The sequence below is a fragment of the Stenotrophomonas sp. genome (assembly GCF_032056425.1).
In the GTDB taxonomy this organism is placed as follows: Bacteria; Pseudomonadota; Gammaproteobacteria; order Xanthomonadales; family Xanthomonadaceae; genus Stenotrophomonas.
In genome coordinates this window covers 19,210-42,766 of sequence record NZ_DAMBCN010000013.1, presented here as the reverse complement: position 1 = coordinate 42,766, position 23,557 = coordinate 19,210, and the positions used below count along the sequence as shown (strand labels likewise).

The following is a 23,557-nucleotide window of genomic DNA, read 5'->3' as shown; positions in this document are numbered from 1 at the left end:
AGCGGCAAGGGCTGGGTGCAGGACCTCAGGCGGCCTTGCGGCGGCGGTCCACCATTACCGAGACACACCACAACAGCAGGCCGCCGATCGCAGTGGCCGCGCCGACGTAGCCGGTGGTCGCCGGGCTGAAACCGGCACTGATGGCCATGCCGCCCAGCCACGGCCCCAGCGCGTTGGCGGTGTTGAAGGCAGCGTGGTTGGATGCGGCAGCCAGGGTCTGCGCTTCGCCGGCCACGTCCATCAACCGCGTCTGCAGCACCGCGGCCAGCGCGCCCATGGTGCCCACGGTGATGATCATCGGGCCGATGGTCCACACCGACTGCGCCGCCACCGGATACAGCAGCAGCATCACAATCGACCAGGCCAGCACCACCGCAGCGGCCTTGAAGTGGAATCTGTCCACCAGCCAGCCACCGGCGATGTTGCCGATGATCGCGCCGATGCCGAACACGCCCACCGCCAGCGGCATCCACGATTCGGCCACGCCGGTCACCTGCACCAGCGTGGGCGCCAGGTAGGTGAACACACAGAACATGCCGGCAAAGCCGACCGCGCCAATGCCCAGCGCCAGCCACACCTGGGTGGTGTTGAACGCCCGAAGCTCGCGCATCGGCGAGGTACGCACCTCGTCCGGGTCGGGCAGCAGGAAGCGGGCGATCATCACCACGGTGGCGATGGCCAGCACGCTGACCAGGGCAAAGGCCGTGCGCCAGCTCACCTGCTGGCCCAGCCAGGTGGTGAGCGGGTTGCCGATCAGGATCGCGATCGACAGGCCCAGCAGCACCCGCGACATTGCCTGGCCGCGTTGGCCCGCCGGGCTGATCGCAGCGGCCACCAGCATGGCCACGCCGAAGTACGCACCGTGCGGCAGTCCTGCGACGAAGCGCGCGATCAGCATGGTGGCGTAGTTGGGCGCCAGTGCGCTGGCCAGATTGCCGATGGCATAGAAGCCCATCAGGGCCAGCAGCAGCTTGCGCCGCGGGAAGCTGGCGCCGGCGAAGGCCAGGATCGGGGCACCGACCACCACGCCAATGGCGTAAGCGCTGATCAGGTGGCCCACCTGGGTTTCGCTGATGGACAGGCCGCGGCTGATTTCCAGCATCAGACCCATGCTGGCGAACTCACTGGTGCCGATGGCGAAGCCACCCAGCGACAGGGCGATGATGATCATGGTGCGCTGGCGCGGCGTGAGCCGTGCGGCCAGAGAGGAATTGGGGCTCATGCGGGGGGAGGGGGGGCGCGACGGGGCAGGGGAACGGGCCATTGTACTGCTGCACTGCAGCAGTGGCACCCGCGCCGGGGCAAATCAGCGTTCAGCCGGCGGCGCTTTCACACCTGCGCTTGCCCCAACGCCGCCAGCGCGAGCCGGTACTTGCCACGCAGGCGCTCGGCGGTGGCGGGGTCCAGTGCACCCAGTCGCTGCTCATCGGCGTTGTCGGCGATGTCGGCCACCTTCACCTTCAATGCCATCGGGTTGGCCGCGATGCCTGCGTAGTACAGATCAGCATCGGCGGTGCTGCTGCGGCTCAGCAGCTGCACGGCGCGCTGGATGTGTTCGGGAAAGTCCTGTACCTGCGCAGCATACGCGGGGCAGTCCTCCACGACGTCGTGAAGCCAGGCCACCACTTCGGTATCGTCATCACCACTGACCCGGGCCGCCACCCGCCCCACATGGCCGATGTAAGGCTGCCCGGCCTTGTCGACCTGCCCTGCATGGGCGCGGGTGGCCAATGCGCGGGCGCGTGCAATCCATTCCATGACAATCTCCGTGGGTGCAGGCGTGTATTGTCAGTGCTGGTCCCGCGCGTTGCCAGCCGGGTGCGCGCCGACCACGGGTCCGTCGCAGGAATGACATGTGAACGCCGTCACGGAGTGAGAGCATGCAGGAATACACACACCAGATTGAATTACGCGGGCGCTACCGATTGGTAGCGGTGACCCACGCGCCGGTGTACGCTCCCGGCGATGTGATCGGGCATGCGGTCATCGCCGATGACGGGGAACGCCTGTCCGATCTGATGTCGCTGGCCGAAGCGCGGCAGTACCTTGACCGGCTGCTGCGGGAAGAGGGCGTCGAGCCCGGGCTGGAAGATGAAAACCACCTGCGGAAGAAGGCGTCACGCTGGCGCCGCCGCTAGCTCGTCGCGCCCTTGGGCGCATCATGGAGGATTCGGGTGTTGCCCAGTAAGAAGTATCTGCTCATCGCCATCGCCACCGTGGCGACCCTGGTGCTCGGGTTTGCGCTGTCCGGCTATCTGACCCTGCTGTTGCTCGGCCTGGATACCAAGCTCTTCACCTGGAACACTTACTACCAGTATTTCAACGCAATCGGCCAGCCGGCGGTCGCCCCGTTCGTGGGCAAGATCAAGTGGGCCGGCTACCTGGGCTTCGGCGTGCCGCTGCTGGTGCTGGCGGTGGTCGTGCTGGTGCTGCTGCTGAAGAAGGACAAGCGCTCGCTGCACGGCGATGCGCGCTTTGCCACCAGTGCCGACCTGGCCAAGCACGGCATGTTCAAGAAGACCGGGCAGAGCATCGTGGTTGGCAGCCATGGCGGCAAGCTGGTGCGCCTGGATGGCCAGCAGTTCGTGATCCTGGCTGCGCCTACCCGTTCGGGCAAGGGTGTGGGCGTGGTCATCCCGAACCTGCTGGAGTACGGCGAATCTTTGGTCGTGCTGGACATCAAGCAGGAAAACTTCGACCTGACCAGCGGCTGGCGCGCCAGCCAGGGCCAGGAGATCTACCTGTTCAATCCTTTTGCTGAAGACCGCCGCACGCACCGCTGGAACCCGCTCAGTTATGTGTCCGACGACCCGGCCTTCCGCGTCTCGGACCTGATGAGCATCGCGGCCATGCTGTACCCAGACGGTGCCGAGGACCAGAAGTTCTGGGTCAGCCAGGCGCGCAATGCCTTCATTGCCTTCACCCTGTACCTGTTTGAGAACTGGGACGACGAGCGCGCCAGTGGCTTCCCCGGCGGCATGGGCACACCCACGCTGGGCGCGGTATACCGCCTGTCGTCCGGCGATGGTACCGACCTGAAGAAGTTCCTGAAGGGTCTGTCCGAGCGCCCGTTCCTGAGCAGCAATGCGCGTTCGGCGTTCGCCAACATGCTGTCCCAGGCCGATGAGACCTTCGCGTCCATCCTCGGCACCTTCAAGGAACCGCTGAACCCCTGGATCAACCCCGTGCTGGACAAGGCCACCAGCACCAACGACTTCCTGCTCACCGACGTGCGCAAGAAGAAGATGACCATCTACATCGGCATCCAGCCCAACAAGCTGGCCGAAAGCCGCCTCATCATCAATCTGTTCTTCAGCCAGCTCATCAATCTCAACACCAAGGAACTGCCCAAGTCCAATCCGGACCTGAAGTACCAGTGCCTGTTGTTGATGGACGAGTTCACCTCGATCGGCAAGGTGGACATCATCGCCTCGGCAGTGTCCTACATGGCCGGCTACAACGTGCGCCTGCTGCCGATCATCCAGAGCATGTCCCAGCTCGATGCCACCTATGGGCGGGAGATCTCGCGCACCATCATCACCAACCACGCGCTGCAGATCCTGTACGCGCCGCGTGAGCAGCAGGACGCGAACGACTATTCGGACATGCTGGGCTACACCACCATCCGCAAGAAGAACGTCACCCACGCGCGCGAGAAGACCCACAGCTACAGCGAGGAGCGCCGCGCGTTGATGCTGCCGCAGGAGCTGAAGGCGATGGGTCCGGACAAGGAGGTCTTCCTGTACGAGGGAATTCCGCACCCAGTGAAGTGCGACAAGATCCGGTATTACAAGGATCGATATTTCACGTCGCGTCTACTTCCGAAGGTTGACGCACCGATGCTCGAAGTCTGAACTGTCGAGGGTCAAATGTGACATGCGCCCGGATTCATTAAAGTGAATTAGTGAAGCGCGTCAAAAAAACACCATACGTTGATGGAATTCAGACTTGTCTGACATGGAATTGACGCGGGGGTGTGCGACTCTATGCACGGCTTGGGAATCCTCGTGATTCAGCTTGCTTTCAGAGTGGCCAGGAGTTTCAGCCATTGGAACAGGGATGGTTCCGACGTTGGTGAGGGCGCGTGCACGCGGCTTGGAAAAGTCGCTGCATGCGACCTGGTTGGCAGCTTTCGGGCTGCAGGGGAACCGTGACAGTCGCGCCCTGTTAAGCAGGCTTACTGTGACGTTTCTGGCGTGCGCCACGCAGCGCCGGACGACCAGGGGACCAACATCGGGACTGCTTTTTCGTACGTCAAAGTGAAGCCCGTATGAATCAGGCGTTTATCGTGAAAATGTCCATCGCCGCAGCCGCGGCGTTGATGGTGGCCGGTTGCGCCACCAAGCCCGCACCCGATTTCGGCGGACGCTGGAAGCCGGTAAACCGTTTTGCGACGGCCCCGACCGAGATCCCGCTCTATACCAGCTACGTGTACCAGGCGTCGCCGATGGATGGCACGCTGAAGGCGATGCTTGAGCGTTGGGCCAAGGATTCCGGCCGCACCCTGGATTATCGCCTCAGCTCGGATTTCACCCTGTACGGTGCAGTGTCGGATATCGATACCACCAACGCGCAGCAGGCCGTGATCGATGTCACGGCTGCCTACGCGGCACAAGGTGTTTCCGTCTCCATCGTGGGCAACCAGATTGTGGTGCAGAACGCCGCATCGACGCCTACCGCGTCGGTACCGGCGGCCGACGCCAACAGCGGTAGCTGAGCCCCACCGAAATCATCGAACGTGCCGCACCCCGCGCCTGCCGCAGGGGCGTCACGCCCATTGATGTTTCAGCAGTACGGAAGAATCCATGTTCCGCAAGAAGGATGCAGGCAACAGCCAGAAGGTCGAGCAGTCGGTCGCCAAGGCGGTCAGCTATGAGATCACCGTGGCCGACATGGCACGGCGCAGCGAGCGGCGGGCCTGGTGGGTGGCCACTGGTTCGCTGCTGATGTCGCTGGCGCTGGCGGGCGGTTACTACTACATGCTGCCCCTGAAGGAAAAAGTGCCGTTCCTGGTAATGGCCGATGCCTACACAGGCACGGCCACCGTGGCGCGCCTGCGCGGCACGTTCCAGGGCGAAACCATCACCACCAATGAAGCGGTGAACCGCAGCAACGTGGCTCAGTATGTGCTGGCGCGTGAGTCCTACGACTCGGCAGTGATGGGCCTTCGTGACTGGGAACTGGTGTTTGTGATGTCCACCGATCCGGTGGCCGCCAGCATGAAGCAGCGCTATGCGGGCAACAATCCGCAGAATCCGTTCGTCATGTACGGCCGTGGCAAGGCGATCCGGGTGAAGATCCTCAGCATCACGCCGCTGGCTGCACAGGCCAATGGCAGCTTCCGCGGTGCATCGGTGCGCATCCAGCGCAGCCTGCTGGACAAGCGTACGGGCGTCACCACTTACCTGGACAACCAGCTGGTGACAATGCGCTTCGAGTACAACCAGAACCTTGCGTTGTCCGAGCAGGATCGCGTGCTCAATCCCTTGGCCTTCCAGGTGACCGAGTACCGCGTGGACAACGATTACGCCCGTGGCGTGCCGGTGCCCGACGAAAGTGCGTTGCAGCAGCAGGCGGACGCTGCGCAGCAGGCCCAGCAGGCTGCAGCACAGGCACAAGGCATGTACGACCCGAACGGTCCGGCGGCGCCGATGGTCGATCCGGCTACGGGGCAGCCGATGCAACAAGGCCAGCCGATGCAGGCGCAACCCATGCAGCAGGGCCAGCCCATGCAGCAGGGCCAGCCCATGCAGCAGGGCCAGCCGATGCAGGGCCAGCCGATGCAGGGCCAGCCGATGCAGCAGGCCCAGCCGCAGGGCGTACAGCCCCAGCAGGCGCAACCGATGCGGGGTGGGTAATGCACCGCGCACAGAACCAATCCACCGGAAATGCTGATGGAGCAAGCAACCGATGAGTAGTCGAAATGTCAGGGGGAGCGCATTGGCGCTGCTGTCGTTGCTGTCGCTGGTGTTTTCCACCGCGGCGATGGCACAGGCAGTGGACCGATACGAGTATGAGAAGGACCGGATCTACCCGGTTCGTACCGGCCTGGGTCTGACCACCCAGATCGAGCTGAGTCCGAACGAGAAGATCCTCGACTACAGCACCGGCTTCAGCAGCGGCTGGGAACTGACCCGTCGCGAGAACGTGTTCTACCTCAAGCCGAAGAACGTCGACGTGGACACCAACATGATGGTGCGCACCGAGACCCATTCCTACATCTTCGAACTGAAGGTGGTGGCCACCGATTGGCGCCAGCTTGAACAGGCCCGCCGTGCCGGCGTGCAGTACAAGATCGAGTTCGTCTACCCGAACGAGACCGTATTCGGCGTGGCCCAGGAAGCGGTGGAAGAAGAAGCCAAGCCGCTGCTCAGCACCGAGTTGGCCAAGGATCGCCAGTACAACTTCAATTACTCCTATTCGACCAGCAAGGCGAAGAAGATGGGGTGGCTGATCCCCGTCCACGCCTACGACGACGGGCGCTTCACCTATCTCAAGCTACCGAATTCGCCAGAGTACAAGACCGGCATTTTCCCGGCAGTGTTCGGCCGCGAGAAGGAATACGGTGAGGACTTCGTGGTCAACACCACCGTTGAGGGCAATACGCTGATCGTGCACGGGACCTACCCGTACCTGGTCATCCGCCACGGCGACTACGTCGTCGGTCTGCGAAGGAACGTGAAGAAATGAGCCAGCAGAACACTCCGGACAACGATCCGAACCAGTCCCCGTACGGGCAGGGCCCGGCGAGCCAGGAGACGTCGTCCAACCCGTACTACGGCAATGCCCGCACCCAGGACGCACCGGATCTTGATGCCGCTGCCCCGCAGCTGCGTTCGGCCGAAGAACAGCGCCTGAACCGCAAGGCCTTGCTGTTCCTGGGCGGCATTCTGGTGCTGGTGCTGGCGATGGGCTTTCTGTTGATCCGCCAGGGCAACGACGACAAGGCCGAGCTCGAGCCGCCGCCGCAGGTTGCGCGTGCCAGTACGCCGACGCTGCCGACCGAGGTCGCTCCGGATCCGCAGCCGGCCATGCCGCCGCCGCAGCCCATCCCGCCGCTGCCGCTTGCTCCTGCCGTTGAACCGGATCGCGGCCCGATGCTGGGTGGACGTGAAACCGTCGATCGTGGCCCAACCCTGGCCGAGCGCCGGATGGGCGCCCAGCCGGGCTTTGTCGGCAACGGAGACGGACCGTCCGAGGGGGGCGGGCTGAGCAGCGCGCAGGACGAATACACCCGGATGATGATCCAGCAGATGGGCGCACAGAACGGCCAGCCGCCGCAGGACACGCGTACCCGTCGTGGTCCGGATGTCGAGGATGTGTCCAGTGCAAGCTTCATCCAGAGCCCGGATGCGCTGCTGGTGCGCGGTACGTACCTGCGCTGCGTGCTGGAAACCCGCATCATCACCGACCTGTCGGGCTATACCTCCTGCCTGCTGACCGAGCCGGTCTATTCCATCAATGGCCGCAGCCTGCTGCTGCCGAAGGGCTCGAAGATCTACGGTGCCTACGCCGGTGGTGCGAAGGGCAAGCGCGTGGAAGTCATCTGGGATCGCATCACCACGCCCAATGGTATCGACGTGGCCATGTCCAGCCCCGGCGTCGACCAGCTCGGTGGCGCAGGCCACCCCGGCCAGTACAGCGCGCACTGGGGCAGCCGCATCGCCTCGGCGCTGATGGTCAGCCTCATCGCTGATGCGTTCAAGTACGCCGCCGCGGAACATGGCCCGGAAAGTACCACCATTTCCAGCAACGGCTTTGCCGTGCAGTCGCCTTATGAAAGCGCCACCGCCCGCACCATGGAGCGCCTGGCCAATGATGCGCTGAGCAGCAGCAACCGTCCGCCGACGGTCACCATCAACCAGGGCACCATCGTGAACGTCTACGTCGCCAAGGACGTCGATTTCACCAACGTGCTCAACCCGCGCCGGTAACCGACAGAACGATCATGGACGCTGAAGTGTCACCCCTCGCCCTCGTTTCCAGCGATTTCCTGCGCTATCAGTACGAAGTGCTGGGCATCGCCGAGTACATGACTTCGCCTGAGGTGACGGAAATCTGTATCAACCGTCCGGGTGAGCTGTACCTGGAGACGCGGGCAGGATGGCAGCGCGTGGACGTGCCGAGCCTGACGTTCGAGCGGGCCCGGCAGTTCTGCACCGCGGTCGTCAACGAGAGCAACACCGGCCAGCGCATCACCGATGCCGACCCGGTGGTCTCGCTCACGTTCCCGACCGGGCAGCGCGCACAGTTCGTGATTCCGCCGGCCTGCGACGCGGGCAAGGTGTCCATTACGATCCGTCTGCCCTCCAAGCACACCAAGTCACTCACCCAGTACCACGAGGACGGCTTCTTCGCGCAGATACTCGAACAGGACGGGAGCCTGAGCGATCAGGATCGCGAGCTGCTGGAGCTGCGGCATACCCGCGAGTACGCCGAGTTCTTCCGGCGCGCGGTGATGTACCGCAAGAACATCGTGGTCTCCGGTGCGACCGGCAGCGGCAAGACCACCTTCATGAAGGCGCTGGTCAATCACATTCCAGACAGCGAACGCCTGGTCACCATCGAGGATGCCCGCGAGCTGTTCCTGACCCAGCCCAACGTCGTGCATCTGCTGTACTCGAAGGGGGGGCAGAGCGCCAGCAACGTGACCGCCAAGAGCTGCATGGAGGCGTGCCTGCGCATGAAGCCCGAGCGCATCATCCTGGCCGAGCTGCGCGGCGACGAGGCGTTCTACTTCATCCGCAACTGCGCGTCCGGCCATCCGGGTTCGATCACCAGCTGCCACGCGGGCAGCCCCGAGCAGACCTGGGATCAGTTGGCCCTGATGGTGAAGGCGTCCAGCGAAGGGTCGGGCCTGGAGTTCAACGTCATCAAGCGGCTGCTGATGATGACCATCGATATCGTCGTCCATATAAAAGCGCATGCCGGCGCGCGCTACATCACCGGCATCGACTTCAATCCTGGGCGTGCCCAGGGGCAGGAGGGTTGAACCATGCTTCCAGGTCTGGAAATGATGGCGTGCCCGGAAATGGCCGTCTCCATGGACGTGATGCAGCACGTCATCAATGTCGAATCCTCCCGCAACCCCTATGCCATCGGCGTGGTTGGCGGGGCACTTGTGCGCCAGCCCAAGGCCCTCGATGAGGCGCTTGCCACCGTGCGCATGCTGGAAGAGAAGGGCTACAACTTCTCCGTTGGCCTGGCCCAGGTAAACCGCTACAACCTGGGCAAGTACGGGCTGGATTCCTACGAGAAAGCGTTCCAGCAGTGCGCGAACCTGCAGGCGGGCTCACGCATCCTGGCCGAGTGCTACAAGCGCTCCGGCCAGGACTGGGGCAAGTCGTTCAGCTGCTACTACTCGGGCAATTTCGAGACCGGCTTCCGGCACGGTTACGTGCAGAAGATCTACGACTCGATGCGCCGCGGCCAGCGGCTGGCCAGCAACGGCGCAGCGCCCATCGACGTGGTCAACCGCGGCGAGCGCCGCGTGGTGAAGGTCGAACATCACCCGCAGAGCGCCTCGCCGATGGAAGCGCGGATCGTGGCGCAGAACGCGGCCCCGGTGTACGTGCCCTCCAACGACCCTGCGCGCGCTTACACCGTCTATCCCTCCGCCGGCGCGATGGCCCGCGGCAGTCTGCTGAACATCGCCGACCAGGCACTGTCCCGGGTCGTGCTGGGCTCGGTGGACCGCGCAATGCAACCGCAGGGGCAGGCACCCCAGGGCTTGCCGCAGCAGTTGCCGCAGGCCACGGCACAGCCGCCGTCCCAGGGCATGCCCCAGCAGTTGCCGGGTGCCGTCGTCGGCGGCAATGAGGCACCGGTGATGCTGCGTTCGTGGAACGAACGCAATCAGCCGGCAGCAGCACCTGGAAATGTTTACAACGCACCGGCGGCGGCACCTGCCGCGCCGGTCCGACAGATTCCCGCAGGGGATGCGGCCTTCGTGTTCTGACGAAGTCGTGGTGCGACTGGTCCCCCGGCCGGTCGATTCAGTTGTGTTAGTCCATCAACAAGGAAAATCCATCCATGAAGCAGTTCAATCTCGACGTCGTACAGGCCCAGCGCACGCTGAAGACCATGCTCATGGCCGTCGCATTCGCCGGTGTGCTTTTCGCCCCCCAGGCTTTCGCGGGCACCGACTACGGCGGCACTGACGAGCGCGTCTGCGGCTTCTTCACCAATGTCAACGGCCTGCTCAACATGGCGTCCATCGCCGTGGTGACCATCGCCGTGGTCTTCGCCGGCTACCAGATCGCCTTCGCCCACAAGCGCATCGGCGACGTGGCCCCGATCCTGATTGGTGGCGTGCTGATCGGCGCGGCCGGCCAGATCGCCCGCATGCTGCTGGGCAAGGACGCCGGTTCCTGCGACGGCGTGGGTGGCGGTGTCACCATGACCGTCGAAGCCCTCAAGCACGTCGGTCAGATCTACGGTGCATAAGAACGTCGTGTTTCGTGGCTGCACCCGCCCGGCCATGTTCCTGGGCGTGCCCTATCTGCCATTTTTCATGGTGGCAGGCGGACTGCTGCTGCTCAGCATGTATACGAACTTCTGGTTCCTGCTGACCATTCCCGTCGCCATTTTCATCATGCGGCAGATGGCCAAGCGCGACGAGATGATCTTCCGACTGCTGGGATTGCGCCTGATGGTCAAACTCAGAGTTCGTAACGTGCGCGAACACGATGGCATGTGGGTGTTCAACCCTAATCACTACCGCGACAAGCCGGCCCGCATGGATTGAGGGCCGGTCCGGTTCCGGCGGCCCCTGCAGGGCCGCCGCGAGCCCCCCGTGTTTTCCGTCGGTCGTATCCCATTGGAAGCAGTCGTATGTTCAGCCCAGACACCTCCATCAGCGAATTCATTCCCCTGTCATCGCATGTAGCCCCGAACGTGGTGAAGACCACGGGCGGTGACTTCCTGCTGACCTGGCATCTGGAAGGCCTTCCGTTCGTGGGGCGCGAAGAATGGGAGCTGGAACATCGGCACAACACCTTCAACCGTCTGTTGCAGACCCTGCGCGCGCCGGATTTCGTCAATGTTGCATTCTGGGTACATGACATCCGTCGCCGCCGCACGCTGAAGGGAAAGAGCTCGTTCAAGCAGCGTTTCAACCAGGACGTTTCCGACCAGTACATGGGCATGCTGTCCTCGCAGCGCATCATGCAGAACGAGCTGTACCTGACGATGATCTATCGTCCGGTGGTGGCCGGTAAGCGCTTCGTCGAGAAGTCGGCCAATATTGAGAAGCTGCGCGCGGAGCAGGAACAGGCGATCGAAAAGCTGCTGGAGCTGGCCGGCAATGTCGAGGCCGTCATCCGTGACTACGCGCCGTACCGCTTGGGCATGTACGAGGCCAAGAACGGCGTGGTGTTCTCCGAAACGCTGGAGCTGTTCGGTTACCTCATCAACCGCATCGACGAGCCGGTTCCGGTGCTGTCCGCGCCGGTGAAGGATTACCTGCCGGTCAGCCGGCACATGTTCTCGGCCAAGACCGGTGACTTCGTCATCAATACCCCCAATGGTGCCAACCACTTCGGCGCCATCCTCAACATCAAGGAGTATGCCGAGGGCACCTACCCGGGCATTCTCAATGGCCTGAAGTACCTGGATTACGAGTACGTCATCACCCATTCGTTCAGCCCCATGGGGCGCCAGGACGCACTGAAGGTGCTGGACCGTACCAAGGGCATGATGATCTCCTCCGGCGACAAGGCAGTGAGCCAGATCGTCGAGCTTGACCAGGCGATGGACCAGCTGTCCTCCGGCAACTTCGTTCTGGGCGAGTACCACTTCATCATGACGGTGTACGGCGACAGCCAGGCCAGGCTGTCACAGAACGTCGCCACGACCCGCGCCGAGCTGTCCAATGCCGGTTTCGTGTCGACCAAGGAAGACCTTGCCGTCACCTCCTCGTTCTACTCGCAGCTGCCGGGCAACTGGCGCTACCGCACGCGTCTGGCCAATGTCAGCTCGCTGAACTTCCTCGGCCTTTCGCCGCTGCACAACTTCGCCACCGGCAAGCAGCACAATAATCCGTGGGGCGACTGCGTCACCACGTTGCAGACCACCAACGGGCAGCCGTACTACTTCAACTTCCACGCCACCCACCCGTCGGAAAACTCGCTGGGTGAAAAGGCCATCGCCAACACCATGGTGATCGGCAAGTCCGGTACCGGTAAAACCGCGCTCATCAACTTCCTGCTCAGCCAGGTGCAGAAGTACGAGCCGTCACCGACCATCTTCTTCTTCGACAAGGACCGCGGTGCCGAGATTTTCGTGCGCGCCTGCGGCGGCAACTACCTGGCCCTGGAGAACGGCGCACCGACCGGATTCAATCCGTTCCAGTGCGAGAACAACGAAGCCAATGTGCAGTTCCTGGCCGACCTCATCAAGGTGCTGGCCGGCAAGCGCGAGTACAGCGCCCGCGAGGAAGATGACATCTACCGCGCGGTGGAGAGCATGCTCGACACGCCGATGCACCTGCGCAGCATGACCAACTTCCAGAAGAGCCTGCCCAACATGGGCGACGATGGCTTGTATGCGCGCATGCGCCGCTGGACGTCGGGCAATTCGCTGGGCTGGGTGTTCGACAATCCGGTCGACACGGTAGACCTGAGCAAGGCCAACATCATTGGCTTTGACTACACCGACATCATCGACAACCCCGAAGTGCGCGTGCCGGTCATCAACTACCTGCTGCACCGTCTGGAGTCGCTGATCGACGGTCGTCCGCTGATCTACGTGATGGATGAATTCTGGAAGATCCTCGACGGCGAGGGTGGCCTGAAGGAGTTCGCCAAGAACAAGCAGAAGACCATCCGTAAGCAGAACGGCCTGGGCATCTTCGCCACGCAGAGCCCGGAAGACGCGTTGAAGAGCGACATTTCCGCGGCGTTGATCGAGCAGACGGCTACCCTGATCCTGCTGCCGAACCCGAACGCCAGCAAGAGCGATTACATGGACGGCCTCAAACTGACCGAGGCCGAATTCCGCGTGGTCACCGCACTGGACGAGCGCTCGCGCTGTTTCCTGGTGAAGCAGGGCCACGCATCCAGTGTCTGCCAGCTCAACCTGCGCGGCATGGATGACATTCTGTCGGTGATTTCGGCGTCTACCGACAATATCGACGTGATGCACCGCGTGCTGCAGACCGCTGCGGTCCGCGCCCGCGTGACGGTGGATGAACTGACGCCGGAACAGTGGTTGGAAGACTTCTACAAACAGCGCAAGGGTTCGCGCTCGACCCCCGACAAGGAAGAGGCCGCCTGAAGCACTGCGCTTCAGGGACGCTTACGCATTGAGTATGGAGAACAGAATGAAAACGGCAATGAACATGGCAGTCGGAAACACGGCGCGGTCTGGCGGCCGGATCAAGCCACGATTTGCTGCGCTGGCCGTGGGCCTGGCGCTTGCATTCGGCGCCGGGGCGCCCACCACCGCCGTCGCCGGCGGTGTGCCCGTGTTCGACGGCGCTGGCTGGTTCGAGACCATGATGGGTCGCCTGCAGACGATGTACGAGTACGTCAAGGACAACACGCGCTGGCTGGCGGTGCTGAAGCAGATTTCGGATGCCATGATCGAGGCGTACGGAATATTCAAGTCGTTTGGTCTTCCACCGGGAGCGATTCTGACTCCGGTTCCTGAAGACTATCTGGTAGCGGAATCGTGCGGAACGGGGAATGGACTGTCGGTTGATACGCTCTTCAGCCTTTTCAACTTCAAGCCAGAAGGCGACTGGAAGGTTCAGCAGCGGCAGATCTGCGTGAACATCCGCATGATGCAGAACCGGAAGTACAACGATTCGGTCAAGTTCATCAACGATACGATTCCCAGCATGGATCAGCTGATGACGGCGATCAACAATCTTCGCAAGCTGGGTAACCTCCGGGGCAATGTTGATGCCGTCAACAGTGATTCGCTGAGAACGGCGAATGAGCTCGCCGTGCAGGCGCAGTCCTGGCAGGCGCGCATGAAGGCCTATGACGCCTACATCGAGGTAATGGAGGCCAATCAGCGCGTTGTCGCCGAGGCTGCGCTGAAAGGCGAGCCGGGTGGCAAGAAGTTCGTCAGTGAGCTGGTCAAGACCGCCGCACTGAAGGCTGCGCTGAGCGTCAAGTAACGCTGCATCCTTGAATGGACGAGCAGCATGGCTGCCGGCGAATGCGCCTGGCAGCAGTGGGACTACCAAGGGATTGTGGAAATGTCGATCTGGTCGATTTTCGGTTTTGATTTCTCAGGCGGGTTGCATGATCTGCTGGGCTACGCGGTGCGTGTCCAGTCCATCGGCGACTTCGTGTTCTTCCGCCTGATCCTCGACTTCCTTCACGATCGGATCAATGAATTTGGTCTGGACATGATGAAGCGCATGATGAAGTGGGTCGGTGGCATGGCCCTCACGCTCATGACGTTGTGGGTTCTGGTGCAGGGTTATCGCATCGTGACCGGCCGCAGCCGCGATTCCATGATGGTGTTGGTGACCAACGTTGCCCGGGCGGCCCTCATCGTCAGCGTGGCGACCAGCTTTGCGATGTTCGGGACAAGCCTGCAGAAGTTCCTCACCGGTGACGTGAAGGGCGTGATCACCACAGTGGTGACCGGCAAGAACGAGAAGCCGGAAGACCAGATCGACCGCAGCCTTGCCTGGATGCAGGTCGCGTTGTCCACCATCGATTCGATCAAGATCATCGACGATCAGGGGCTGCAGGCTGATAAGGCCCGCTCCCAGTACCTTATTGCGCTGGGCACGGGAGGCCCGGCGGTTACCGCCGGTTCGATGCTGCTGCTCTACGAAGTCGCAATGGCCCTCTTCATCGGGTTGGGGCCGCTGTTCATCCTTTGTCTGCTGTTCGAGCAGACCAAGCAGTTCTTCCAGAAGTGGCTGTTCTACGGCATAGGCACGATGTTCTCGATGGCGGTTCTCTCTGCCATGGTGTCGATTGCGCTGGATATGGTGATTCGCGTGGCGGCGGCGTTCTGGACATCGGCGCTGGTCAACACCTTCCTGATCAAGGGCATATCCAACGAGGGTCTGAACGCGCAGGCGATGCAGCAGGGCGGCATGGGCTTGATCCTTACGACCCTGATCCTGACTGTGCCCCCAATGGCGGCGATGTTCTTCCAGGGAACACTGGGTGGCTTCATGGCATATTCGCAGATAGGCGGCAGTCCAATAGCGCCGACGCCGGGTCCTAATGGGCAGCCCCCGGGTAGCTATGTGCCGGCGGCGCCCGCACAGGGGGGGGCTTTGAGCCCATCGAACTCTGCGTGGCAGACCAATGAGAGAATCTTTGGTTCACAAGCTGGGTCGTCCCCCAATCAGGATTCGGGGATGCGAGCGGCACAGAGAAATAGCGGCAATTGATGGGGAGGTCACAATGCATTGTATTCCGCGCATCTTCTTGGCACTGATCACCTTGCTGACCATTGGATCAGCCTTGGCGGAGGGGCGCTGTCCTCCGGGACAGTACCCAGTGGGCGGTCAAGGCGTTGGAGGGTGCGCTCCGATCCCAGGAGGCGAGGGAGGGACCCAAGCGGCACCTCGCCCGACCGGCCGTTGGATCAAAACATGGGGAGCTATTTCTGTATCACCTGCATCGGGTGCTGTTGGGGTGTCCGTTGGCCAGAAGAAAAAATCTGCGGCTGTTGACGAGGCGCAGACCCGGTGTATGACTGAAGGCGCGAGCGATTGCCATAATTTGACGGCCTTCAAGAACCAGTGTGTAGCGTTCGCAACGGACCACAAAAACAAGCAGGCCAGGGCGAACACCGGTGCGTCAAAGGACCAGGCGACAGAAAGAGTCATGGGCGATTGTGTGAAGGCCGGCTTGGATCAATGCAAGGTTGTATATTCTGATTGCGCCAAGCCCGAATTCATTTCTTATTGATCTGCGCGGGGTGGCTAGGCTGTTCAGTCGACGACGCAGGTGATACAGCAGAGCGGCATAGGCTTGATCCTGACGACCCTGCTCTTGACTGCGCCCCAATCTCGGCGATGTTCTTCCACGGAGCACTGGGTGGCTTCATGGCATGTTCGCAGAGAGGCGGCAGTCCAATAGCACCGACGCCGGGTCCTAATAGGCAGCCCCCGGGTAGTAATGTGCCGCCTCAGACGACCAATCCTTCCCGTGCGTCCGGCGGTGTTGCTTCACCAGTCCATGGTCGATCGATAATGGGTGGCGGTGCGGGTTCTCAGGCTGGTGTGAAGCCTATGGGCTCGTTGCGCAACGCACCGAATAGGGGAAGTTATTCGGCCCGTGCAGGAGAGATTTGATGCGATTGCTCCTTCTACTGGGTTTGCTTTCTTCTGCCACGGTTGCCTATGCCGAAGGTAGGTGTCCGCCCGGTCAGTATCCTGTTGGCAGTTCACAGGGCGTGCTTGGCTGCGCCCCCATACCGGGGTGGGGCAGCGGCGCCTCGGCACCGGCAGCTCCAGTTCCTTCGGGGAAATGGGAAAAGCGCTGGGGTGCAATTGCAGACGACGTTAGCGCAAATGCTCGTGGTGTTGTGCGCGGCACAGGGGTGTCTGAATCAAGAAAGTCAAAAGCTGAGGCGCAGTCTGTCGCTCTTGAGCAGTGCCGTGTTGCTGGCGGGCAGAAGTGCGCCGTTATTTTTACCTACAACAACCAATGCGTGGCGCTTGCAGATCCCCCGAAAAGCACCGTGAATGGTACGTCCGTGGCGGCAGGTGCTGAGAATGTGGAAATTGCCAAGGAAAACGCGTTGAAGCGGTGTAGCGCAGATTCAAATGGTGCCAACTGCTCGGTTGTCTACTCCGCGTGCAGCATGTCCGAATTCAGGTCGTTCAAATAGTCGATCGCAAAAAGAGACGCCGCCGGATGGTTGTCCGTAAATGCTTGAGTTAAGTAGCAGGGCGGCATGGGCTGGATGCTCACTACCGCTCGCTTCAGGGTGAATATAGTGACCTTCCGCCTATGCCACCAGCACCAGTTCCTGCACGCAAGTGGGAGTCACGCTGGGGTGCAATTGCAGAGGATGAGGACGTTCCGGTTGGGGCCGTAACGCCAACCAGCGTTGCTGTCTCTCGAAAGCCAAAGCAGGATGCCAGGAGGGCTGCCCTGGATGCTTGCTCGCAGCGCGGAGGCAAGAGATGCGTAGTCCACCTAACCTACCATGACCGATGTGCCGTTATTGCGGATTTGACGAGTGCCATCGGATCAGGAAGGAGGAGTGTTTCGTATTTTGCTAGTGCTGAAACGACCGGAAAAGCTGAGGCGCTCGGCTTGAAAGAGTGCGCGGCGGCGAATGGGGGCGCTGAATGTGAAATTGTTTACTCTGCATGCAGTATGTCCGAGTTCAGGCACTACCGCTGATTGGCCGGCCAATTCAACACGCGGCATTTGCTGCTCCAATTCCGGGCTGTCGCTTTGCCGAGTCAACAGATGGCAGTAGCTTCGAACTTTGGAGTGTTTGCCGGATTGGTTCTAAGTGCATTGCCTTGCACGCGCGGCAATCTGGAGTTGAGGTTTCAGGATGAAGAAATCGATTGTATTTTGCGTTCTGATCATCGTTTTGGCGATCCTACCTGCAAGCAGCGCATTTGCTGAAGGCGGTAGCTGTCCACCCGGCTCTTATCCGGTGGGAGGGCGCGGTGCGAGCGGATGCGCTGCCATTCCAGGTGCAGGCCAAGGTGGTCAGGACGATGCGCCACCCATGCCTGCTCAAACTAAGGGCCGCTGGTATGAAAGATACGGCGCCATCATGCAGTCCGAGAGCACTACAGTAGTCGGCGTAGCCGCCGACAACGAGACGCCTCAGGGCGCCTTGGCTGAAGCAGCCAGTATGTGTGGAGCGGAAGGTGCCAAGGACTGTAAAGTCGTCATGACCTATTACAATCAATGCGTTGCGTGGCTTTTGCGTAGTGCTGACGTCGAAGGGAACATGAGCGGCTATGCAAAGGGCAAGACCATCAAAGACGCCCAGAAGAACGCGGCGAAGTTCTGCAAGGATACGACAGGCAAAAAGTGCAAGGTCTTCTACTCCGCCTGCAGCCTGCCGAAGTTCGAGAAGTTCTGAACTGCGGGTCCATCACGGGCGCTCCGCCGCCCGCGCGACAACGACACGGGCACGACCCGCCTGCCTAACAGGCCATCACCAGGAGCAACAATGAAAGGACTCCAAAGAACGCTGTTTCTGTGCCTGCTGCTGATCGCCGGCATGCTGCCGCTCACGGCCTTGGCGGAAGGCAATTGCCCACAAGGCATGTATCCCATCGGCGGCCAGGGTGTGCAAGGGTGCGCGCCCATCCCGCAGAACGCAGCAGGCTCGCAGTACAGCAACCGCCCGAACTGGGCGCAGACAGTCGCCGGTGTGGCGATGGATTCCCGTGGCGACACCTTCATCAGCAATTCGATGCGATCGCAGCGGAAGGCCAAGCGCGAGGCGTTGAAGGAGTGCAAGGAATTCGGCAAGGGTGAGTGCACGCTGGCCACGCTGTTCCAAGGGCAGTGTGTGGCGGTCGCCCACGCAGGCCTGGACACCGGGACGACCAGTGTCGTCGCCGCCATGTCCGAGCAGGGTGCGGTGATTGTCGCCATGCAGCAGTGCGCCGCGAAGGCGAGCGGGAAGCAGCTCTCTCCGCACCAGTGTCGGGTCGCAAGAACCAAGTGCACCGCAGACATCTTCATTCCATAGCGTGTTTCGATTAGTAGTAGTGCGTTGTTTTGTGATCCAGCGTGCTTTTCTGCTTGGGAAGATTTCGACGTCGGGAGCCTGAGGAGCTTTCCCGTCCATGAGGACTGTGCCCGCCCGACGGGTGATGCTTGCCAGCTTCCCCGACGCGCCACGCCCGGCGCTATGATCCGCGATGGCGGTCGACGTGGCGTTCTCGAAGGAGTGGGAGGGGATGGGGAAGGAAAGTGGCGCGCACATGGACGATGCCCTGGCATTTGTCCCCTCCGGTGCGAACCTGCTGGAAGCCGTGCGCGGCGAGCGCAACGGCGAGGGCGTCCAGTACCCGTTGCTGGTGATCGACCAGCCGTTGCCGCAAGGGCTGTCGCCCGGCCAGCACGGTCCCAACCGGGTGCTGCTGTTGCTGCGCGGTGGTGGTCGTGGCCGCTGGCAGCTGGCCGCGCGCAACGACACGCTGGTGCTGTATTCCACAAATCAAGGAAATCAGGAGCTGGTCCGATGAGCCTGAGGAATTTGAGGAAGGCTGGTTGCATGACAATGCTGTTGCTTGGGTCATTGTCTATCGGCACCGCATTTGCCGAGGGGCGTTGCCCTTCAGGCCAATACCCGATTGGCGGCCAGGGTGTTGGAGGGTGTGCCCCTATCCCTGGCAGCGGGCGGGGCGCGCCGGTGGAGAACCCTGGTTATTGGGTGAAGACATGGGGCGCTGTCGCGAGCTCTGCTACCGGTGATGCGGGTTCAGCCACGGGGCATCAAGCGAAGGGGGCGGCGGAGCGACAAGCGCTCGAGCGATGTGGCTTGGGCGGTGCTACCGATTGTGAGGTGGTCTTTACTTACTACAATCAATGCTACGCCGCAGTGGGTGCAACGCGTCCGCATAATGGAGTGATGTTCCACACGGGCGCAACCAAACGACAGGCGCAGGAACGGGCGATCCAGGACTGTAAGGCCACCGGAAGCCAGGAGTGCACGTTCGTTCATTCGGACTGCACCAAAGCATTCTTCCAGGAAGGCTGAATCCAGCCGCGGTCGGGCCCGCTGCCACGCTCCTTGCCCCGGGGGCGTCCATTGCCCTGCTTGCACGCAGTTGCACCCAGCGTGCCCACATCGCATGTAGGAATACTCTGATACTGCGCAGAGATGGGGCGCGGTATCGTACCTGTCGGGCACGCGAACTCGGCGCGCTGCCCCTGGGGACAATGACACGCTGTGCGCCGTGCTGCAGTGCATCTGGCGTGTCGAACACAATCGCGTAGTACGAAGGAACGACTCATGCAGATTCCCGCCCGCGTTGCGATGCTGGCCGGCGGAGTGGCACCGGTGGCGTTCCCGCACGCGACCGACGGGCGGGTCATCTTTGCCTGCGGCCTGGATGGGCCGCGCCCGATGGCACCCGACATGGAAAGGAGAATGTGATGCGGATGAGTGCTGGTTTTCTGGGATTGGGATTGCTGGTCCAGCTGGCATTGGCCAGTGGCGTGCAGGCACAGCAGGCCTCTGGACTGGAGGGGTTGCCGCCGCCTGGGACGATGACGGCGCAGCTGCCCGAGGGCATCGAGATGTTCATCGGCATGGCCGTCAGTGATGCCAAGCAGCAGGTGGTGACCGCTGTTGGCGGATCGCAGGTTGAGGCCAGACTGATGGCCAAGCGTGACTGCAACCAGAAGTGGGGTGGGTGCGAGGACCTGGTCGTGTTCCCGGTCCGGCATCACTGCATGGCCATCGCCAGCGATGCTGATTCCAGGCCCAATGTCCGGGCAACGTTCGTGGAGGTGGCTGACGGCCGCACGACCAAAGCCCCCGAGTTGAGCAGCAAGGCCCTGGAGCGCTGCCAGGCGTCGGGTGCAAAGAAGTGCGGGGTGCAGGGTGAATACTGCTTCTGACCGCCGCTGGGCGTCGCTGGGTGTGGCACTGCTGATGTGCGCGGCGCTGCCGGCCGTGGCGCAGAATGGCCGGCAGGCCCAGATGCAACAGCACGCGCAGAACGTCAACAACTACGTGCAGTGGCAGCAGAGCCAGCAGGCCAGCGCGTATGTCTATACCGAAGAGGACTACATCGCCGACCAGATTGCGCGCAACATCCTCGCTGCACGCAATGCGCAGCTGCGGAAGGATGCAAAGCGCGACTGGTGGGGATCACTGGCGGTCAATACGGAAGATGGCTCATGGCATGTCCACCTCAACAATGAAACCAAGAACGATGCACTGACCAACGCCATGAAGGCGTGCAAGGGCGTCTGCTACCCGATAGTGACGTTCGCCAACACCTGCGTGGCGCCGGCATACAGCGGGCAGGGCGGAATGTACCTGGGCCAGGGCGGAAGCAAGCACGACGCGGGCGCCGCGGCGAAGGCGACCTGTTCTGCGGCTGGCGGGGAGTGCACGAGCCCGCCCGAGCAGGCGTTCTGTACCGGCTGGAAGTACGGTTACAAGGCGGCAGAACGCTTCATCCAGCGTGTCTCGTTGAACGTACTGGGCAAGGTGGCCGATCCCCGGTTCGAGCCCTTCCCGGGCGCTGCGGAGTTCATCGCCAAACCGTTGGAGAAGCGCGGGGTGTCCACCGGTACCGCCAAGGATGGACGCACGGTTGCCAACATGGCGCAGGCCTGGTCCGCGATCGCCGTCGGTGCTGCACCCAAGGCCTATGCAATCCACATCGGCGTGAATGAACGCGATGCGCGTGACACGGCGGTCAAGCAGTGCAACGCCAGTGACTGCAAGGTGGCGGCGGCCTTCACGCTTGGCCAGTGTGCGGCGGTGGTACGCAGCCGTGGCAAGGACAGCGAGGTCGTGCAGACGTTCGCAGCGGTCGCTAAGAAACTTCCCGAGGCGGAAGAGGCGGCGGTAGGCGACTGTGTCGACAGCGGCGCCAGATACTGCCCCTTGGTGTTCAACAACTGCATGTAATGGGGCGCTGGCCGCGCTATGCCGGCCGGCGCCGCTGATGGCGTGGCGATTGCCTGATCTTCTGTGATCAACAGCACTCTTTGATTGCTTGTTTTCGACGCAACAAACCTCCTCGCGGTAAGCTCGCTGCGCGTCAGAAAAATGACGCGCCGCTGTTGCCGCCTGCAGGAGCTTTTCCGTCCATGAGGACTCTGTCTTCCCCGTCCCACGGTGACGCGTACCACCATCGCCGCGGCGACGGCGCCACGGCTATGATCCGTTTCGGCGGACGGCCCGGGGCCGGTGGGCCGGGCGTCCGTGCCTGCAAAGTGGCTGGGCACCGGCGGCATGACCTTGAAGGAGTGGGAGGGGATGGAAAACCGGAGTGGCGCGCAGATGGACAATGCCCTGGCATTCGTTCCCTCTGGTGCGAACCTGCTGGAAGCCGTCAGGGGCGCGCGCAACGGCGAGGGTGTGCAGTATCAGTTGCTGGTAATCGACCAGCCCGCGCCGGAAGGCCTGGTGGCGGGCCAGCACGGCCCGAACCGGGTGCTGCTTTTGCTGCGCGGTGACGGCGGCGGCCGCTGGCAGCTGGCCGCGCGCAACGACAAGCTGGTGCCGTGTTCAACGCGTGGTGGCCTGGCGGGCGATCCTTTTGCGTATGCAATGGTTGAGGAAGACACCTTCAGTGTGATCACCAATGGTGGCAGCCGCCAGCGCTGGAGCAGCGTCTATACCTTCCGCTATGCCTCGGCTGAGCGGGACTGTTGGGTGGATACCGTGCGGCGCAAGGTGGTGGATATCGAAACCGAGGCGACCTGCATCCGTGAATTCTCGGCGGCCGAGATCGGCCGGGTGCGGTTCGAGGATTTCGATCCGGCCAGCGTCGCAGAGGTGACGCTTCCATGAGCCAAGCTTCAACCGGCGGGAAGGAACCCGCGCTGATGACGACCCAGGAGTGGCACCGTGTCGAGGGATAGGGAGTCGGAACTGCTGCGGCAGGCGACGGCTGCAGGCATCGATTCGCCCCGCGAACTGGCCAACTTCATGGCCCAGGCGGGGCATGAGTCGCGTGGCCTGTCGCGCCTGAACGAGAGCTTCAACTACACCCGTGGCATCTCGCAGATCCCGGTGGAAGCAGCGTGGCGCAACGGTAACGAAGCGTTGGAGTCGGCACGCCAGGAGGCCCTGCGCGGGCGCCCGGGCGCACTGGCCGAGCTGATGTATGGCGGCCGGTTGGGCAACGACGTCCCGGGCGATGCGCTGACCTACCACGGGCGTGGCTATCTGCCGCTGACCGGCAAGGAGGCCTATGCACGCGCAGGCCAGGCACTGGATCTGGATCTGCTCAACCACCCCGAGCTGGCCGCGCAACCCGAGCACGCTGGCCGCATTGCGGTCTGGCAGTGGCAACAGCACGTGCCGGCGCAGGCGCGCGAGGACGTGCGCGAGGCCACCTACGCGATCAGCGGCGCCATGAACGGGGTGGAGGACCGGCTGCGCCGCTTCGACGGCTGGCAGCAGAAGCTGACCCCCGAGGTGATGGAGCGCCTGGGCCGTGGCGAAGTGGGCGAGCGCGCGCCGGTCGCGCGTGACGTGACCGATCCGGCGCACGCCGGGCACGGCCTGTTCGTGGGCGCCCGTACGGGGCTGCAGCAGCTCGGTGAGCGCAGTGGCCTGCGTACGCCGCAGGAACTGGACAACGCCGCCGCGGCGCTGGCGGCAGGCGCGCACAAGGCTGGGCTGCAGCAGATTGATCACGTGGTGGCGGGCGCCGACGGGCGCATGTTGTTTGCCGTGCAGGGCAGCATGGGCGATCCGGCCATGCAGCGCTGCGCCGTGGAGCGCGCGCAGGCCGCGCAGCAATCGCTGGACGAGAGCAGCCGGCAACTGGCTGCCGAGGCTGCCAGCCGGCAGGAGCAGTCGGCATCGGTCAACCGCGAGCAGGAACAGCAGCGTTCGCGGTCGGTGTAAGCGCGGTCCGCCTGGGCACAGGCGCGGGATCGCATGGGTTGGG

The 23,557-nt window shown here is 62.6% G+C and carries 25 protein-coding genes and 1 pseudogene; 24 read left to right on the top strand and 2 right to left on the bottom strand.

What is annotated here, in order from left to right:
* Nucleotides 1-25 precede the first annotated feature (25 nt).
* Entirely contained in the window at nt 26-1,222 is a 1,197-nt protein-coding gene (locus RTY46_RS10485) for an MFS transporter (protein WP_312708245.1), read from the bottom strand.
* Nucleotides 1,223-1,329: 107 nt separating this feature from the next.
* On the bottom strand, nt 1,330-1,758 hold the full coding sequence (locus RTY46_RS10480) for an HD domain-containing protein (RefSeq protein ID WP_312708243.1): 429 nt from the start codon (nt 1,756-1,758) through the stop codon (nt 1,330-1,332).
* 122 nt (nt 1,759-1,880) lie between these two features.
* On the opposite strand from RTY46_RS10480, the gene RTY46_RS10475 reads away from it, so the two are divergent.
* The 24 genes and pseudogenes from RTY46_RS10475 (at nt 1,881) to RTY46_RS10360 (ending at nt 23,514) form a co-directional block, all read left to right on the top strand.
* A complete protein-coding gene (locus tag RTY46_RS10475) occupies nt 1,881-2,138 on the top strand; it encodes a hypothetical protein (protein WP_312708242.1) in 258 nt (85 codons plus the stop codon).
* Nucleotides 2,139-2,174: 36 nt separating this feature from the next.
* Complete coding sequence (locus tag RTY46_RS10470) at nt 2,175-3,854, top strand: type IV secretory system conjugative DNA transfer family protein (protein WP_312708241.1); 1,680 nt, start codon at nt 2,175-2,177, stop codon at nt 3,852-3,854.
* Between the two features lie 416 nt (nt 3,855-4,270).
* Complete coding sequence (locus RTY46_RS10465) at nt 4,271-4,717, top strand: hypothetical protein (protein ID WP_312708240.1); 447 nt, start codon at nt 4,271-4,273, stop codon at nt 4,715-4,717.
* Between the two features lie 88 nt (nt 4,718-4,805).
* A complete protein-coding gene (locus RTY46_RS10460) occupies nt 4,806-5,858 on the top strand; it encodes a type IV secretion system protein (RefSeq protein WP_312708239.1) in 1,053 nt (350 codons plus the stop codon).
* Nucleotides 5,859-5,910: 52 nt separating this feature from the next.
* Entirely contained in the window at nt 5,911-6,690 is a 780-nt protein-coding gene (locus tag RTY46_RS10455; RefSeq protein ID WP_312708237.1) for a TrbG/VirB9 family P-type conjugative transfer protein, read from the top strand.
* Nucleotides 6,687-7,934 carry a TrbI/VirB10 family protein gene (locus RTY46_RS10450; protein ID WP_312708236.1) on the top strand — a complete coding sequence of 416 codons (1,248 nt, stop codon included), beginning with the start codon at nt 6,687-6,689 and terminating at the stop codon, nt 7,932-7,934. The genes RTY46_RS10455 and RTY46_RS10450 overlap by 4 nt, the downstream gene beginning before the upstream one ends.
* Nucleotides 7,935-7,948: 14 nt before the next feature.
* Nucleotides 7,949-8,992, top strand: coding sequence for a P-type DNA transfer ATPase VirB11 (virB11, locus tag RTY46_RS10445; protein ID WP_312708234.1), 1,044 nt, complete (start codon nt 7,949-7,951; stop codon nt 8,990-8,992).
* A 3-nt stretch (nt 8,993-8,995) separates the two neighbouring features.
* Complete coding sequence (locus RTY46_RS10440; RefSeq protein WP_312708233.1) at nt 8,996-9,958, top strand: lytic transglycosylase domain-containing protein; 963 nt, start codon at nt 8,996-8,998, stop codon at nt 9,956-9,958.
* Nucleotides 9,959-10,032: 74 nt separating this feature from the next.
* Entirely contained in the window at nt 10,033-10,446 is a 414-nt protein-coding gene (locus RTY46_RS10435; protein WP_312708231.1) for a TrbC/VirB2 family protein, read from the top strand.
* On the top strand, nt 10,439-10,747 hold the full coding sequence (locus RTY46_RS10430) for a VirB3 family type IV secretion system protein (protein WP_312708230.1): 309 nt from the start codon (nt 10,439-10,441) through the stop codon (nt 10,745-10,747). Before RTY46_RS10435 ends, RTY46_RS10430 begins: the two co-directional genes overlap by 8 nt.
* An 86-nt stretch (nt 10,748-10,833) precedes the next feature.
* Entirely contained in the window at nt 10,834-13,275 is a 2,442-nt protein-coding gene (locus RTY46_RS10425; RefSeq protein WP_312708229.1) for a VirB4 family type IV secretion/conjugal transfer ATPase, read from the top strand.
* Between the two features lie 46 nt (nt 13,276-13,321).
* Complete coding sequence (locus RTY46_RS10420) at nt 13,322-14,125, top strand: hypothetical protein (RefSeq protein ID WP_312708227.1); 804 nt, start codon at nt 13,322-13,324, stop codon at nt 14,123-14,125.
* An 81-nt stretch (nt 14,126-14,206) separates the two neighbouring features.
* Nucleotides 14,207-15,367, top strand: a complete 1,161-nt coding sequence (locus RTY46_RS10415) for a type IV secretion system protein (RefSeq protein WP_312708317.1) — start codon at nt 14,207-14,209, stop codon at nt 15,365-15,367.
* On the top strand, nt 15,282-15,890 hold the full coding sequence (locus RTY46_RS10410) for a DUF4189 domain-containing protein (protein ID WP_312708225.1): 609 nt from the start codon (nt 15,282-15,284) through the stop codon (nt 15,888-15,890). The genes RTY46_RS10415 and RTY46_RS10410 overlap by 86 nt, the downstream gene beginning before the upstream one ends.
* 385 nt (nt 15,891-16,275) lie before the next feature.
* Nucleotides 16,276-16,815: a DUF4189 domain-containing protein gene (locus RTY46_RS10405; RefSeq protein ID WP_312708223.1), complete on the top strand. Its 540-nt coding sequence runs from the start codon at nt 16,276-16,278 to the stop codon at nt 16,813-16,815.
* Between the two features lie 681 nt (nt 16,816-17,496).
* Nucleotides 17,497-18,039 carry a DUF4189 domain-containing protein gene (locus RTY46_RS10400; protein ID WP_312708221.1) on the top strand — a complete coding sequence of 181 codons (543 nt, stop codon included), beginning with the start codon at nt 17,497-17,499 and terminating at the stop codon, nt 18,037-18,039.
* 90 nt (nt 18,040-18,129) lie between these two features.
* Nucleotides 18,130-18,657, top strand: a complete 528-nt coding sequence (locus RTY46_RS10395; RefSeq protein ID WP_312708219.1) for a DUF4189 domain-containing protein — start codon at nt 18,130-18,132, stop codon at nt 18,655-18,657.
* 211 nt (nt 18,658-18,868) lie between these two features.
* Nucleotides 18,869-19,114: pseudogene (locus RTY46_RS10390) on the top strand (hypothetical protein); the annotation flags it as partial.
* Between the two features lie 38 nt (nt 19,115-19,152).
* Nucleotides 19,153-19,671 (top strand): DUF4189 domain-containing protein, encoded by a 519-nt coding sequence (locus RTY46_RS10385; protein ID WP_312708217.1) that lies wholly within the window; start codon nt 19,153-19,155, stop codon nt 19,669-19,671.
* A gap of 255 nt (nt 19,672-19,926) precedes the next feature.
* Nucleotides 19,927-20,070: a hypothetical protein gene (locus tag RTY46_RS10380; RefSeq protein ID WP_312708216.1), complete on the top strand. Its 144-nt coding sequence runs from the start codon at nt 19,927-19,929 to the stop codon at nt 20,068-20,070.
* The gene (locus tag RTY46_RS10375; protein ID WP_312708215.1) at nt 20,070-20,537 is read left to right on the top strand and encodes a DUF4189 domain-containing protein; all 468 of its coding nucleotides are present in this window, start codon (nt 20,070-20,072) and stop codon (nt 20,535-20,537) included. Before RTY46_RS10380 ends, RTY46_RS10375 begins: the two co-directional genes overlap by 1 nt.
* Before the next feature lie 22 nt (nt 20,538-20,559).
* Complete coding sequence (locus tag RTY46_RS10370; protein ID WP_312708213.1) at nt 20,560-21,561, top strand: DUF4189 domain-containing protein; 1,002 nt, start codon at nt 20,560-20,562, stop codon at nt 21,559-21,561.
* A gap of 351 nt (nt 21,562-21,912) precedes the next feature.
* Nucleotides 21,913-22,449, top strand: coding sequence for a hypothetical protein (locus tag RTY46_RS10365; RefSeq protein WP_312708316.1), 537 nt, complete (start codon nt 21,913-21,915; stop codon nt 22,447-22,449).
* Nucleotides 22,450-22,506: 57 nt separating this feature from the next.
* Nucleotides 22,507-23,514: an XVIPCD domain-containing protein gene (locus tag RTY46_RS10360; protein ID WP_312708212.1), complete on the top strand. Its 1,008-nt coding sequence runs from the start codon at nt 22,507-22,509 to the stop codon at nt 23,512-23,514.
* Nucleotides 23,515-23,557 lie beyond the last annotated feature (43 nt).

Bases quoted from the DNA above. Each gene is read 5' to 3' on its own strand.
- RTY46_RS10485 (WP_312708245.1), bottom strand. From the start codon at position 1,222: ATGAGCCCCAATTCCTCTCTGGCCGCACGGCTCACGCCGCGCCAGCGC.
- RTY46_RS10480 (WP_312708243.1), bottom strand. From the start codon at position 1,758: ATGGAATGGATTGCACGCGCCCGCGCATTGGCCACCCGCGCCCATGCA.
- RTY46_RS10475 (WP_312708242.1), top strand. From the start codon at position 1,881: ATGCAGGAATACACACACCAGATTGAATTACGCGGGCGCTACCGATTG.
- RTY46_RS10465 (WP_312708240.1), top strand. From the start codon at position 4,271: ATGAATCAGGCGTTTATCGTGAAAATGTCCATCGCCGCAGCCGCGGCG.
- RTY46_RS10460 (WP_312708239.1), top strand. From the start codon at position 4,806: ATGTTCCGCAAGAAGGATGCAGGCAACAGCCAGAAGGTCGAGCAGTCG.
- RTY46_RS10455 (WP_312708237.1), top strand. From the start codon at position 5,911: ATGAGTAGTCGAAATGTCAGGGGGAGCGCATTGGCGCTGCTGTCGTTG.
- RTY46_RS10450 (WP_312708236.1), top strand. From the start codon at position 6,687: ATGAGCCAGCAGAACACTCCGGACAACGATCCGAACCAGTCCCCGTAC.
- virB11 (WP_312708234.1), top strand. From the start codon at position 7,949: ATGGACGCTGAAGTGTCACCCCTCGCCCTCGTTTCCAGCGATTTCCTG.
- RTY46_RS10440 (WP_312708233.1), top strand. From the start codon at position 8,996: ATGCTTCCAGGTCTGGAAATGATGGCGTGCCCGGAAATGGCCGTCTCC.
- RTY46_RS10435 (WP_312708231.1), top strand. From the start codon at position 10,033: ATGAAGCAGTTCAATCTCGACGTCGTACAGGCCCAGCGCACGCTGAAG.
- RTY46_RS10425 (WP_312708229.1), top strand. From the start codon at position 10,834: ATGTTCAGCCCAGACACCTCCATCAGCGAATTCATTCCCCTGTCATCG.
- RTY46_RS10420 (WP_312708227.1), top strand. From the start codon at position 13,322: ATGAAAACGGCAATGAACATGGCAGTCGGAAACACGGCGCGGTCTGGC.
- RTY46_RS10415 (WP_312708317.1), top strand. From the start codon at position 14,207: ATGTCGATCTGGTCGATTTTCGGTTTTGATTTCTCAGGCGGGTTGCAT.
- RTY46_RS10410 (WP_312708225.1), top strand. From the start codon at position 15,282: ATGAGAGAATCTTTGGTTCACAAGCTGGGTCGTCCCCCAATCAGGATT.
- RTY46_RS10405 (WP_312708223.1), top strand. From the start codon at position 16,276: ATGCGATTGCTCCTTCTACTGGGTTTGCTTTCTTCTGCCACGGTTGCC.
- RTY46_RS10400 (WP_312708221.1), top strand. From the start codon at position 17,497: ATGAAGAAATCGATTGTATTTTGCGTTCTGATCATCGTTTTGGCGATC.
- RTY46_RS10395 (WP_312708219.1), top strand. From the start codon at position 18,130: ATGAAAGGACTCCAAAGAACGCTGTTTCTGTGCCTGCTGCTGATCGCC.
- RTY46_RS10385 (WP_312708217.1), top strand. From the start codon at position 19,153: ATGAGCCTGAGGAATTTGAGGAAGGCTGGTTGCATGACAATGCTGTTG.
- RTY46_RS10380 (WP_312708216.1), top strand. From the start codon at position 19,927: ATGCAGATTCCCGCCCGCGTTGCGATGCTGGCCGGCGGAGTGGCACCG.
- RTY46_RS10375 (WP_312708215.1), top strand. From the start codon at position 20,070: ATGCGGATGAGTGCTGGTTTTCTGGGATTGGGATTGCTGGTCCAGCTG.
- RTY46_RS10365 (WP_312708316.1), top strand. From the start codon at position 21,913: ATGGAAAACCGGAGTGGCGCGCAGATGGACAATGCCCTGGCATTCGTT.